Origin of the sequence: Nocardioides kribbensis (genome assembly GCF_015070375.1) — a bacterium.
Taxonomy (GTDB): Bacteria; Actinomycetota; Actinomycetes; order Propionibacteriales; family Nocardioidaceae; genus Nocardioides; species Nocardioides kribbensis.
In genome coordinates, this window is record NZ_JADCLL010000001.1 from 431,715 (window position 1) to 444,081 (window position 12,367).

Here is a 12,367-nt window from a genome sequence, read left to right on the forward strand (position 1 = left end):
CCATGACGAGCACTGAGCCGCCGACGACGGACCGCGCCGACCAGCAGACCGCTCACCAGACCGACCAGGAGCCCGCCGCGAAGCCCGCACTGCGCCCGACCCGCCAGCGTCGTGCCGTGAGCGAGGCGATGGCCTCCTTCGAGGACTTCCGCTCCGCGCAGGAGATCCACGAGCTGCTGCGCAACCGCGGCGAGGCGGTCGGCCTGGCCACCGTCTACCGCACGCTGCAGCGCCTGGCCGACGCCGGCGAGATCGACATGCTGCGCAGCGAGGACGGCGAGGCGATCTACCGCGCCTGCTCGACCACCCACCACCACCACCTGGTGTGCCGCTCCTGCGGACGCACCGTCGAGGTGGAGGGCCCCGCCGTCGAGCGCTGGACCAGCGCGATCGCCGCCGAGCACGGCTACGGCGAGGTCAGCCACACCCTGGAGATCTTCGGCACGTGTCCGGCCTGCCGCTAGACCCCGCGCCCGTCGAGGCGCCGCGCACCCCGCTCCAGGTCGTCGTCATGGGCGTCTCGGCGACGGGGAAGTCGACGGTGGCCCGCGGCCTCGCCGACGACCTGGGCTGGCCGATGGTGGAGGGCGACGACCTCCACCCCGAGGCCAACATCGCCAAGATGGAGGCCGGTGAGCCCCTGACCGACACCGATCGCGAGCCGTGGCTGGACCGCATCGCCGTGGCCCTGCGCAGCGACGTCGAGGCCGGTCGGCCCGGCGTGGTGACCTGCTCCGCGCTCAAGCGGTCCTACCGTGACCGGCTGCGCGCCGGCGCGCCCGACGTGTTCTTCGTGCACCTCCACACCGACCCGGCGGTGCTGCGGGAGCGGATGGCGCGCCGCGAGCGGCACTTCATGCCCACCTCGCTGCTCGACAGCCAGCTGGAGACCCTGGAGGCGCTCGACCCCGACGAGCAGGGCGCCGTGGTCGACGTCGCCCCACCGGTCGAGGAGGTCGTGGCCGAGGCCGCCCGTGTGGTGCGGGCGCGGCTGTCGTCGCCGTGAGCCCGCGCTAGCCCTCGGTCGGGTTCGGCAGCGCCCCGCCGTACCTGCGGTCGCGCGAGGCGTAGATCTCGATGGCCCGCCACAGGGCGCGGCGGTCGACGTCGGGCCACAGCACGTCGGTGAAGACCATCTCGGCGTAGGCGGCCTGCCAGAGCATGAAGTTCGACAGCCGCTGCTCCCCGGAGGTGCGCCACACCAGGTCGGCGTCGGAGAGCTCGGGCACGTAGAGGTGGCGGGCGAAGGTCTTCTCGGTGATCCGCTCGGGGTCGAGGCGTCCTGCGGCGACCTCACGGGCGATGGAGCGGGCCGTGTCGGCCAGCTCCGCGCGTCCGCCGTAGTTGACGCACATGGTCAGCGTCAGCACGTCGTTGTCGCGGGTCAGCTCCTCGGCGACCTGCAGCTCCTTGACCACCGAGCGCCACAGCCGCGGGGTGCGACCGGCCCACCGCACCCGCACGCCCAGCTCGTGCATCTCGTCGCGCCGGCGGCGGATCACGTCGCGGTTGAAGCCCATCAGGAACTTCACCTCGTCGGGCGAGCGTGACCAGTTCTCGGTGGAGAAGGCGTAGGCCGACACCGCCTTGACGCCGATCTCGATCGCGCCCTCGACCACGTCGAAGAGCGAGGACTCCCCCGCCTCGTGGCCCCGGGTGCGGGGCAGGCCGCGCTCCTTGGCCCAGCGCCCGTTGCCGTCCATGACCACCGCGACGTGGCGGGGCACCAGCTCGCGGGGCACGGCGGGGGGCCGGGCGCCCGAGGGGTGCGGGGTCGGGGGACGGACGTCGCGCTTCACGCAGCAGACCCTAGGACCCGCGGGCCCGGGCACCGGTCCCGGCTCACCGCTCGACGTGCTCCATCGAGCGCAGCCCGCGCTCGAGGTGCCAGTGCAGGTACGCCGCGACCAGGCCGCTGGCCTCCTTGCGGGTGCGGGCGTCGGCGGCGGCGACGGCCGGCCAGTCACCGGCCAGCAGCGAGCCGAGCAGCTCGAGCGTGGCCGGCGCGGGGCTGGCCGACCCGGGCACCCGGCAGGTCGCGCAGAGCACCCCGCCCATCGCGTGGTTGAACCAGCGGTGCGGGCCCTCGACGCCGCAGCGGGCGCAGTGGTGGAAGGACGGGGCGTAGCCGGCCACCGACAGCGAGCGCAGCAGGTAGGAGTCGAGCACCTGCCCGGGCCCCCGGTCGCCCGAGACCATCGCCCGCAGCCCGCCCACGAGCAGCAGGAACTGCTGCAGCGAGGGCTCGCGCTCCTCGGTGGCCAGCCGCTCGGCGGTCTCGAGCATGACGGTGCCGGCGGTGTAGCGCTCGTAGTCCAGCCCCACACCCGCGGCGAAGGGGTCGAGGGTCTCGGCCTGGGTGATCGTGTCGAGGTTGCGCCCCTCGGCGAGCTGGAGGTCGACGTGGGTGAAGGGCTCCAGCCGCGAGCCGAACTTGGAGGCGGTGCGCCGCACGCCCTTCGCCACCGCGCGGACCCGGCCGTGGTGGCGGGTCAGCAGGGTGATGATGCGGTCGGCCTCCCCCAGCTTGTGGGTGCGCAGGACGATCGCCTCGTCGCGGTAGAGGGGCACGCCCCCCATTGTGCCCGCCCCGGGGTCGCCCGGCGCTCAGGCGCCCGGGCGCGGGCGGGTGCGGCGCGAGGCGCGGGGGCTGCGCCAGCAGGCGGTCGCGAAGTCGGCCGCCGCCCGGTCCAGCCGGGCGGGGGCGACCCGCCACTCCAGGATGCTGCGGGCCCGCACGAAGGTGGCGTTGGGCATCTCCGCGGCCAGCATCGCCGCGTCGGCGGCCGGGTGGATCGGGTCGGCGGGGTGGCCCACCACGAGCGCCGGCGCCTGGATGGCGCGGCGCTGCCGGGAGGAGGGCGCCACGCGGCCGAAGAACAGGCCGTGCACCACGGCGGCGACGCTGTCGGCGCGCTGGTCGAGGGTGTCGAGCACGATCCCGACCCAGAAGGGCACCAGGCCGCGCGGCACGGGGCGGGTCAGTCGCCGGACCCCGTTGACGGTGAAGGGCAGGAAGCGGGCGGCGAAGAGCACCGGGGCGAAGGCCAGGATGCCGGCCTCGACGGCGTTGTCGAGCACGGGCATCTCGAGGATCAGGCCGCGCACCCGGTCGGGGGCCTCCACCGCGACCTCGAGCGAGACGTTGGCCCCCAGCGACGTGCCTCCGACGACCGCCTGCGGCGCGCCGAGGTGGTCGAGCAGCGCCACGACCTGCTCGGCGAAGGCGGTCATGGAGTAGGCCAGCGGGTCGGCGGGCCGGTCGGAGCGGCCGTGGCCGAGCAGGTCGACGGTGACGACGTGGAGGCCCTCGGCGGCCAGCGCGCGCGCCAGCGGCTGCTGCATGCGCCGGGGCATGAGCTGGCCGTGGATCAGCACGACCCACGAGTCGCCGCCGCCGTACTCGGTGTACTCGAGGCGGTCGCGGCCCGACTCGCCCTCGAGGAAGAACTGACCGATCCGCTCGGAGACCAACATGGCGCGAATGTACTGCGAGCGGCTCCGGCACCGGGGAGAATGCCCGCCATGAGCGAGCACGGCGGTCGACCCCTGACCCTGAGGGCGTCGGTGCTGCTGCTCGTGGCGACCTACGCCGCAGCGGTCGGGGCGGTCGAGCTCGCCCCCGCCGACCGCCCGGTGGCGTCCTGGTGGCCGGCCGCCGGCATCGCGGTCGTGCTGGTGGCCTGCGCCCGTCCGGGCCGGCTGGCCGTGCCGCTGACGGTGGCCGCGCTCGTGGTGGTGACCGCGGCGGCCAACGTGACCGGGGGCCGTCCCCTCGACGTCGCCACCGCCTTCGGCGCCGCCAACGCCGCCGAGGCCCTCGTCGCGGGCCTCGTGCTGCGCCTGGGACGGGGCCGGGCGGGCGGGCCCCCCGGGCTCGCGGGCGCCGACGACTTCGTGCGGCTGGTGCTCGCCGCCCTGGCCGGCGGGGCCACGGTGGCGGCGGGTGCCGCCCTCACGGTGGCCACGCTGGCGCCGGGCGGGTCCCCGGGCGAGGCCGCGGTCTCGGTGCTCGCCGCCCACGCCGCCTCGACCCTGGTGATCGCCCCGATCGCGCTCGCGGCGACGACGCGTCGCCGTCCGCGGGGGCGCAGCGAGGAGCTGGCGGTGCACGTGGCGGCCCTGCTGGTCGCCACGCTGGTCGTCTTCTCCCCCGCCCAGTCGCTCCCGCTGGCCTTCGTGCCCTTCGTGCTGCTGGCCTGGGCCGGCCTGCGCTTCGACCTCCGCACGGTCACCGTGGAGCTGGCCGGCTTCGCGGTGCTGACGACCTACGTCACCGACCTCGGGTGGGGGCCGCTCGGCAACGCCGCCGACGCGGCCGCGCTCGGTGGCCTCGCCGCGGCGACGCTCGCCCAGGGCTACCTCGTCTGCGCGGTGCTCATCACCCTGCCCCTGGCCATCGTGGTCGCCCAGCGCGCCGAGCTCCTCGAGCGGATCCGCTCCGACGGCCTGCTCTTCCGGCGCAACTTCACCGAGTCGCTGCTCGGCCAGGTGCTGCTGCGCGCCGAGGGCGCCGACCTGGTCGTCGTCGACATCAACGACGCCGCCGCGGCCGTGCTCGGCGCGGGCCGCGAGAGCCTGCTCGGTCGTGACCTGGGCGGGCTGCTGGTCACCCCCCAGTCGTTGCCCGACCTCGTCGTGGGGCTGAGCACCGGGCGCATCCGCAGCTGGCAGTCCACCGTGGGGGTGACCGGTCGCGAGGGAGCGCGCGTCGACGTGGCCTTGGCGGTGATCGACCGCGAGCTCGACGGGGGGCTAATCTACTCCGCCCAGCTGCTCGACGTCTCCCGCGAGCACAGCGCCCGACGCCAGCTCGAGGCCGCGCAGAAGCTCACCAGCGCCACCCTCGACACCACCGACGCGCTCATCCTGGTCACCGACCTCAGCGGCCGCGTGGTGCGCGTCAACGCGGCCACCACGCGGGCCACCGGCTACGGCGAGACCGAGCTGATCGGCCGCCTCGTCGGGGAGACCGGCCTGGCCCCCGACAGCGGCGACCTCGACGCCCTCTTCGTGTGGCCCAACCGCTCCGGTGCCCCGGTGGTCCGCGAGGGCGAGGCCCTGACCCGCAGCGGCGAGCGGCGCCGCATCGTGTGGAGCAGCAACGTCGTGCGCGACGAGCACGGCTTCCCGGCCTTCGGGGTGATGACCGGCATCGACGTCACCACCGAGCGCGCCAGTGCGGGGCTGGTCAGCCACCTCATGCAGGCCCCGATCGGCACCGCCCTGCTGGGCCTGAGCCCCGAGGGCTGCATCGAGGTGGTCAACACCGGCGCCGTGCAGCTGCTGGGCCACCAGCCCCACGAGGTGGTCGGTCGCCGCTTCGTGGACCTGCTCGACCGCGAGCAGCTGCTGGCCCGCACCGGCGCCACCGACCTGCGGGCCGCCTTCGCCGCCCTGGTGGCGGAGGCCGGTGGCGGGGAGACCCGCGCCCGCGAGTGGACCTTCGTCGGGGGCGACGGCAGTCCCCGGGTGATCTCGGTGACCCTGAGCGCGACCGACCCCTCGCTGTCGACCGGCGTCGGCTACCTCTGCGTGGGGCGCGACGTCACGCAGCAGCGCCGCAGCCAGGACATGCTCGCCGCGGCGCTCGACAAGGAGCGCACGGCCGTCGAGCGGCTGCGCGCCCTCGACGAGGCCAAGACCGAGTTCGTCTCCACCGTGTCCCACGAGCTGCGCACCCCCATCACCAGCATCGTCGGCTTCACCGAGATGCTGCAGGACGGCTCCGTGGTCGAGCCGCTGCCCGAGCAGCTGCGCCTCTTCGAGACCATCGCGCGCAACGGCGAGCGCCTCATCGCCCTGTGCAACGACCTGCTCATGCTCAGCGGCCTCGACAGCGACGACGTGACCTGGCGCAGCGAGGAGGTCGACCTGGCCGCCTGCCTGGGCCTGGTCGAGGACTCCGTGCAGCCGCTGCTGGCCGGGCGCGACCTCACGGTCACCTTCGAGACCCCGACGGGCCCGCTGCACGTGCTGGGCGACCGCCCGCAGCTCGAGCGGGTGATGGTCAACCTCGTCAGCAACGCGATGAAGTTCACCGAGGACGGCGGTGTCGTGCGCGCCCGGCTCGCCCAGGAGGGCGACGAGGCGGTGCTCAGCGTCACCGACACCGGTCTCGGGATCCCGCTCGACGAGCAGGAGGACCTCTTCAAGCGCTTCTTCCGCAGCTCCACCGCCCACACCGAGGCGATCCAGGGCACGGGCCTGGGCCTGGCCATCGTGGCCGCCATCGTCGAGGCCCACGGCGGTCGGATCCGGGTGCGCTCGGCCCACCTGGAGGGCGCCACCTTCACCGTGCGGCTGCCGCTGCTGCACAGCGGCGGCCCGAGCCGCCCCGTGGGCGACCCGGGCCACCGGCCGGTGCCGGCCTGACTCAGCCTGCGCGGTTGACGGCGCTCACCACGGCCTGCAGGGAGGCCGTGACGATGTTGGCGTCCACGCCGACGCCCCAGTGGATGCGGTCGCGCACCGAGCACTCGACGTACGCCGCGGCCAGCGAGTCGCCACCGGCGGTCAGCGCGTGCTCGGCGTAGTCGAGGATCCGCACGTCCCAGTCCTGCGGGAGCGCGTTGATCGCGTCGCAGAAGGCCGAGAGCGGGCCGTTGCCGGTGCCGTGCAGCGACTGGGCCTGCCCGTCGACGAAGACGTTCACGTCGAGGGCGTCCTTCTCGCCGGCCGCGGAGCTGGTGTGCACCGCGTCGAGGCGCAGCGGGGCCTCCCGGTCGAGGTACTCCGCGCGGAAGACGGCCCAGATCTCGTCGGGCGTGATCTCGCCGCCCTCGGCGTCGGTGCGCTCCTGGACCACGCGGCTGAACTCGATCTGCGCGCGGCGGGGCAGGTCGAGCTTGTGCTCGGCCTTGAGCACGTAGGCCACCCCGCCCTTGCCGGACTGGCTGTTGACCCGGATCACGGCCTCGTAGGTGCGACCGACGTCCTTGGGGTCGATGGGCAGGTAGGGCGCCTCCCAGCGGATCTCCCCGACCGGGCGGCCCTGCTCGGCGGCCTGGCGGTCGAGGTCCTCCAGGCCCTTCTTGATGGCGTCCTGGTGCGACCCGGAGAAGGCGGTGTAGACGAGGTCGCCGGCGTAGGGGTGGCGCGGGTGCACCGGCAGCTGGGTGCAGTACTCCACCGTGCGGCGCACCTCGTCGATGCCGCCGCCGACGGCGAAGTCGATCTGGGGGTCGATCCCCTGGCTGAAGAGGTTCATCCCCAGGGTCACCAGGCACACGTTGCCGGTGCGCTCGCCGTGGCCGAAGAGGCAGCCCTCGACGCGGTCGGCACCGGCCATCAACGCCAGCTCGGTGGCGGCCACCGCCGTGCCCCGGTCGTTGTGCGGGTGCAGCGAGATGGCGCTGACCTCGCGCCGGGTCAGGCCGCGGGAGAAGTACTCGATCTGGTCGGCGTAGGTGTTGGGCGTCGACATCTCGACGGTCGCCGGCAGGTTGAGGATGATCTCGCGGCCCGGCTCGGGCTGCCACACGTCGGAGACCGCCTCGCACACCGACAGGGCGAAGTCGGTCTCGGACTGGGTGAAGATCTCCGGGGAGTACTGGTAGCCGAACTCCTCGATGGCCCGGCCCAGGTGCTGCTCGGCGTACTTCATCACCAGCTCGGTGCCGCGCACCGCGATGCTGGTGCACTCCTGCGGCGTCACCCCGAACACGACGCGACGGAACAGCGGGGCGGTGGCGTTGTAGAGGTGCACGGTGGCGCGGTCGGCGCCCACCAGCGACTCCACGGTGCGCTCGATGAGGTCCTCCCTGGCCTGGGTCAGCACCGAGATGCGGACGTCGTCGGGGATGCGGTCGCCCTCCACCAGCTGGCGCACGAAGTCGAAGTCGGTCTGGCTCGCCGACGGGAAGCCGACCTCGATCTCCTTGTAGCCCATGCGCACGAGCAGGTCGAACATCTCCAGCTTGCGCGCCGGGGTCATCGGGTCGATCAGCGCCTGGTTGCCGTCGCGCAGGTCGGTGGAGAGCCACCGCGGGGCGTGGGTGATCTTGCGGGTGGGCCAGGTGCGGTCGGGCAGGTCGACGGGCTGGAACGCCTCGTAGCGGTGCACCGGCATGCCGCTGGGGCGCTGGGCGTTGTGGGTGTTGCTCAGGTCGATCCGGGTGCTGCTCATGGTCAGGTCCTCGCTGGGTGGGGCCGTGGGCGGCCGGCGCGCACTGGTGCACTCCGCAGCGAGGGGGTCCGGCTCTGGCTCAGACCTCGCTGCGGCAGCGAAGGAGGAGCGGCTGTCGCGTCATGAGGCCACCACCATAACCCAGGGCCGGGGAGGGCCCGGCCGCGCGACACTGTCGTCTCACGGCTCGAGCCGCGACCGGGGCAGCGGGCGCCCGCCGCTCGGTTTCACGGAAATTTCACCCCTCCGGGCGAGGCGTACCCGTGTCGTTGCCGTGCGCCTCGCGGTTAGGTTCCCGTCCGTGACCGCACCACCTCCTCGTGCCCCACGGCGTCGGCCCCGCCCGCTGCGCGTCGGGGTGCTGGCGGAGTCGGAGCTGGTGGCTGCGGGGCTGGTCGGGATGCTGACGCCCTACCGCCACCGCGTCGTGGTCGACCTCCTCCCCGAGGACGCCGTGGATCGGTCCGACGCCCTGGCCGGGGTCGACGTGGTGCTGTGCGACCCGTTCACGCCCGGACCGGGGCACGAGGCCCGCCTGCTGGCCTGGCTGGCGCGGGGGGCCGGTGTGCCGGTGCTGGTGCACACCTGGCAGACCCACGCCTCGGCGGTCGAGCGCGCCCTGGACGCCGGCGCCGACGGCTGGGTCGCCAAGACCGCCCCCGCGGCCGAGCTGGTCGTGGCGGTGGAGGCCGTGCACCGCGGTGACGCCGTGCCGGCCCTGGCCGGCCCGCCCGCCTTCCCGGGCCTGTCGGGCCGCGAGTCGGAGGTGCTCGTCCTCCTGTGCCGGGGGCTGTCCAACAGCGAGATCGCCGCTGCGCTCTTCGTGAGCGTCAACTCGGTGAAGACCTACGTCCGCCAGGTCTACGCCAAGACCGGGGTGAGCCGGCGCACGCAGGCCGTGGCCTGGGCGCACCGCCAGGGCTGGACCGGCTAGCGCCGGGCCTCGCCCGGGCCGGCGGCGATGGCCAGCAGGTCCCGCACCGGCCCCGCCGGCGGTCGGGAGCTGCCCTGCCAGACCGCGGTCAGCACCCGGTGGAGGTCGAGCCCGGTGGTGGCGACCTCGACCACATCGCCCGCCTCGACGTCGCGGCGCACCGCCCAGCGGCTGAGGAAGGCCGGCGGGCTGCCCGCCCGCACGGCGGCCAGCACCGCGGCGTTGGTGGTCAGCTCCACCTCCGGCGCCGAGGCCACGTGACCGGCCGCGGCCAGGGCGTCCTCCAGCACACGGCGGGTGCCCGAGCCCGGCTCGCGGGTGGTCAGCGCCCGCGCCGCGACCCCGGCGGCCGGCAGCGGGGTGCGCCTCGTCGCCCACGGGTCGTCGGGCGCCGCCACCAGCACCAGCTCGTCGGTGCCCACCGGCCTGGTGGCCAGCCCGTGCAGGTCGACGGGCCCCTCGACGAACCCGAGCCCGGCACTGCCGTCGCGCACCGCGGCGACCACCGCCTCGGAGTTGGTCGCGTGGAGGCTGACCGCGACCGGCGCGACCGTGCCGGCCGCGCGCTGCTGGCGCAGCCGCACGAGCCAGCGCGGGAGCAGGAACTCCGCGGTGGTCATGCTCGCGTAGACGTGCAGCTCGCGGGTGCCCTCCGAGCGCAGGGTGCGCACGGCGAGGTCGAGCTCGTCGGCCCGGTCGAGCAGGTCCTGGCTCCACTCCACGAGCAGGCGACCGTGGGCGGTGAGGGTCGAGCCGCTGGTGGAGCGCTGCACCAGCGAGAGCCCGGTCTGCGTCTCGACCGCCCGCAGCCGCTCCGACGCGCTCTGCTGGGAGATCCCCGCCGCGCGTCCGGCCGCGCCGATGCTGCCCAGCCGGGCCACGTCGACCAGCAGCCGCAGCGCCGGCAGGTCGGGGAGGGAGCTCACGGGCAGCACGCTAGTGCCCGCGGCGCTGCCGCACCCCCGCAGCGCGGCGACCGGTCGCTACGGTCGGCCCATGAGCCGGCTCCTCCTCGTGCACCACGCCCCCACCTCCGTCGTCGCGGAGCTGGCCGACCGGGTCGAGGCCGGGGCCCACGACGAGGAGGTCACCGGCGTCGAGGTGGTCGTGCGCGACGCGCTGTCGGCGAGCCCCGAGGACGTGCTCGCCGCCGACGGCCTCGTGCTCGGCACCCCGGCCAACTTCGGCTACATGTCGGGAGCGCTCAAGCACTTCTTCGACTCCGTCTTCCTGCAGGTCGGCGGCTCGCTGTCCGAGGACGGCTCCGCCGCCTCCGGTGCGGGCGCCAGCACGCCCTTCGGGCTGTGGGTGCACGGGCGCTACGACACCACCGGCGCGACCCGGTCGGTGCTCACGATCACCGGGGCGCTGCCGTGGCGGCAGGCGGCCGGTGTGCTGGAGGTGGTCGGCGACGTCGACCGACGGGCCCGCGACGCGGCCTACGAGCTCGGCGCCACGCTGGCCGCCCTGGTGTCGCCCGACGCCTGAGCCACTCCCGCCCCTCGCCGGCGCCCCCACCGGTAGCATCCCGGTGTCCGACCCACCACCCGGCGTCGTGCCGGGCCGAGACCAGCACCGGAGGAGCGCGTTGCCCGACGCACCGCTGCCCCACGCCTCTCTGGTCCCCCGACGGCGCCCGCTCCCCGGGCCCACCGCCGTGCTGGCCGCCCTCGCCCTCGCCGCGCTGCTGAGCGCCTGCAGCGGGGGCGCCCAGGCCGACCCCGAGGTCGACCCCGCCCAGGTCGACGCCGTCGAGGCACCCGAGCTGGGCGCGTGCCGCGTGCTCACCCCCGACGACGTCGCGCAGCCCTCCGACGCCACGCGCACCGTCGACTGCTCCGAGCCGCACACCGCCCAGACCTACGCCGTGGGCCCGCTGCCCGACGAGCTCTCCGACGCCGCCTACGACGACCCGCGCCTGGGTGCCTTCGCCTACGACACCTGCTCGGCCCAGCAGATGGCCTTCCTCGGCGCCGACGAGAGCACCGTCATGCGCACCGTGGTGGCGTGGGCGTGGTTCCGCCCCTCCGAGGCCGCCTGGGAGGAGGGCGCGCGGTGGTACCGGTGCGACCTCGTCGGTGGCAGCGAGCAGAGCGAGGAGTACGTCGAGCTCCCCGAGACCGCCGAGGGCCTGCTGACCGGACGCGTCGACGACCGGTGGCTGGTCTGCGCCGACGGCGCGACCGTCGCCGGGTCGCCGCGGGTGCCGTGCAGCGAGCCCCACACCTGGCGCGCCGTCACCACCATCAAGCTCGGCGAGGCCGGCGACCCCTATCCCGGCGACCGGCTCTCCGAGGTCCGCTCCCGCGACTTCTGCTCGGAGTCGGTGGGGGCGTGGCTGGGCTACCCGCCCACCTACGAGTACGGCTACACCTACTTCCACGAGGCCGAGTGGGACGGCGGAAACCGCCGCTCGGTGTGCTGGGCGAGGACCGACCGGTGACCCGCCTGCGCCGCCTGCGCACCCGTCTGGGCGCCCTCGCCCTCGTGCTCCCCCTGCTCGCCGCGTGCAGCGGCGGCTCCGGCGACCCGCAGCCGTCGTCCTCCCCGACACCGTCGGGCCCCGGGTCGGCCTCGGCGAGCCCGACCCCGACCGCTCCCCCGACCGCCGAGCCGGTGGCGCGGCCCGCGGAGGGCGCCTGCTACCGCCTGTCGTACGCCGCGGCCCTGGCGCCGACCGTCGACGCCCGCCCGGTGGACTGCGGCGGCGACACGGCGCGCACCTTCGCCGTCGGCACCGTCGACGCGCTCGCGGGGGGCCACCTGCTGGCCATCGACTCCGACCGGGTCCAGGCCGCCGTGGCGCGCACCTGCCCCGAGCGCCTGGCCGGCTTCCTCGGCGGCACGCAGGCCGACCGCCGCCTCAGCATGCTGCGCGCGGTGTGGTTCACCCCCACCGTGGAGGAGTCCGACGCCGGCGCCGACTGGTACCGCTGCGACGTCATCGCGCTGGCCGCCGACGAGCGGCTCGCTCCGCTCACCGGGGTCCTCGCGGGCGTGCTGGACACCGAGGCCGGTCGCGCGCGCTACGGCGTGTGCGGCACCGCCGAGCCGGGCACCGCCGGTTTCTCCCGCGTCGTGTGCTCGCGCCCGCACTCCTGGCGGGCGATCTCGGTGGTCGACCTCGGCACCGGCGCCTACCCGGGGGTCGACACCGTGCGCACCCGGGGGGAGGCGCCGTGCGAGGACGCCGGGCGCGACGCCGCGGCCGACCCGCTCAGCTTCCGCTGGGGCTACGAGTGGCCCACCGCCGAGCAGTGGGCCGACGGGCAGACCTACGGCCTGTGCTGGGTGCCGGACTGACC

12 protein-coding genes are annotated in these 12,367 nt (G+C 75.0%); 7 read left to right on the forward strand and 5 right to left on the reverse strand.

The genetic code is table 11. The features are described from left to right. Window positions 1-2: 2 nt before the first annotated feature. Together IR170_RS02090 and IR170_RS02095 are read left to right on the forward strand one after the other, a co-directional pair. Window positions 3-464, forward strand: a complete 462-nt coding sequence (locus IR170_RS02090; protein ID WP_193661022.1) for a Fur family transcriptional regulator — start codon at window positions 3-5, stop codon at window positions 462-464. Then, window positions 446-1,006 (forward strand): gluconokinase, encoded by a 561-nt coding sequence (locus IR170_RS02095; protein WP_319804871.1) that lies wholly within the window; start codon window positions 446-448, stop codon window positions 1,004-1,006. The genes IR170_RS02090 and IR170_RS02095 overlap by 19 nt, the downstream gene beginning before the upstream one ends. A gap of 7 nt (window positions 1,007-1,013) precedes the next feature. On the opposite strand, the gene IR170_RS02100 is transcribed toward IR170_RS02095, so the two are convergent. From IR170_RS02100 to IR170_RS02110, 3 genes are read right to left on the reverse strand one after another with little or no spacing between them, the layout of a single operon-like run. Then, on the reverse strand, window positions 1,014-1,799 hold the full coding sequence (locus tag IR170_RS02100; protein ID WP_193661023.1) for an isoprenyl transferase: 786 nt from the start codon (window positions 1,797-1,799) through the stop codon (window positions 1,014-1,016). 43 nt (window positions 1,800-1,842) lie between these two features. Further along, window positions 1,843-2,571, reverse strand: coding sequence for a DNA repair protein RecO (gene recO / locus IR170_RS02105; protein ID WP_193661024.1), 729 nt, complete (start codon window positions 2,569-2,571; stop codon window positions 1,843-1,845). A gap of 36 nt (window positions 2,572-2,607) precedes the next feature. Continuing rightward, a complete protein-coding gene (locus IR170_RS02110) occupies window positions 2,608-3,477 on the reverse strand; it encodes an alpha/beta fold hydrolase (RefSeq protein WP_193661025.1) in 870 nt (289 codons plus the stop codon). 48 nt (window positions 3,478-3,525) lie between these two features. Here IR170_RS02110 and IR170_RS02115 point away from each other — a divergent pair, with 48 nt between their 5' ends. Beyond that, a complete protein-coding gene (locus IR170_RS02115; RefSeq protein ID WP_193661026.1) occupies window positions 3,526-6,375 on the forward strand; it encodes an ATP-binding protein in 2,850 nt (949 codons plus the stop codon). Window position 6,376: 1 nt separating this feature from the next. Here IR170_RS02115 and leuA read toward each other — a convergent pair whose 3' ends face one another. Then, a complete protein-coding gene (gene leuA, locus IR170_RS02120; protein WP_193661027.1) occupies window positions 6,377-8,128 on the reverse strand; it encodes a 2-isopropylmalate synthase in 1,752 nt (583 codons plus the stop codon). A gap of 301 nt (window positions 8,129-8,429) precedes the next feature. On the opposite strand from leuA, the gene IR170_RS02125 reads away from it, so the two are divergent. Continuing rightward, complete coding sequence (locus IR170_RS02125) at window positions 8,430-9,062, forward strand: response regulator transcription factor (RefSeq protein ID WP_193661028.1); 633 nt, start codon at window positions 8,430-8,432, stop codon at window positions 9,060-9,062. Here the strand turns inward: IR170_RS02125 and IR170_RS02130 are convergent. Beyond that, the gene (locus tag IR170_RS02130; RefSeq protein ID WP_193661029.1) at window positions 9,059-9,988 is read right to left on the reverse strand and encodes a LysR family transcriptional regulator; all 930 of its coding nucleotides are present in this window, start codon (window positions 9,986-9,988) and stop codon (window positions 9,059-9,061) included. The two genes, IR170_RS02125 and IR170_RS02130, sit on opposite strands and share 4 nt — an antisense overlap. Before the next feature lie 70 nt (window positions 9,989-10,058). On the opposite strand from IR170_RS02130, the gene IR170_RS02135 reads away from it, so the two are divergent. From IR170_RS02135 to IR170_RS02145, 3 genes are all read left to right on the forward strand, one after another. Then, complete coding sequence (locus IR170_RS02135) at window positions 10,059-10,550, forward strand: flavodoxin family protein (RefSeq protein ID WP_193661030.1); 492 nt, start codon at window positions 10,059-10,061, stop codon at window positions 10,548-10,550. Window positions 10,551-10,650: 100 nt separating this feature from the next. Beyond that, on the forward strand, window positions 10,651-11,505 hold the full coding sequence (locus IR170_RS02140; RefSeq protein ID WP_227488388.1) for a septum formation family protein: 855 nt from the start codon (window positions 10,651-10,653) through the stop codon (window positions 11,503-11,505). Continuing rightward, entirely contained in the window at window positions 11,502-12,365 is an 864-nt protein-coding gene (locus IR170_RS02145; RefSeq protein ID WP_319804872.1) for a septum formation family protein, read from the forward strand. The genes IR170_RS02140 and IR170_RS02145 overlap by 4 nt, the downstream gene beginning before the upstream one ends. Window positions 12,366-12,367: the final 2 nt, after the last annotated feature.

Bases quoted from the DNA above. Each gene is read 5' to 3' on its own strand.
- IR170_RS02115 (WP_193661026.1), top strand. From the start codon at position 3,526: ATGAGCGAGCACGGCGGTCGACCCCTGACCCTGAGGGCGTCGGTGCTG.
- leuA (WP_193661027.1), bottom strand. From the start codon at position 8,128: ATGAGCAGCACCCGGATCGACCTGAGCAACACCCACAACGCCCAGCGC.
- IR170_RS02090 (WP_193661022.1), top strand. From the start codon at position 3: ATGACGAGCACTGAGCCGCCGACGACGGACCGCGCCGACCAGCAGACC.
- IR170_RS02135 (WP_193661030.1), top strand. From the start codon at position 10,059: ATGAGCCGGCTCCTCCTCGTGCACCACGCCCCCACCTCCGTCGTCGCG.
- IR170_RS02110 (WP_193661025.1), bottom strand. From the start codon at position 3,477: ATGTTGGTCTCCGAGCGGATCGGTCAGTTCTTCCTCGAGGGCGAGTCG.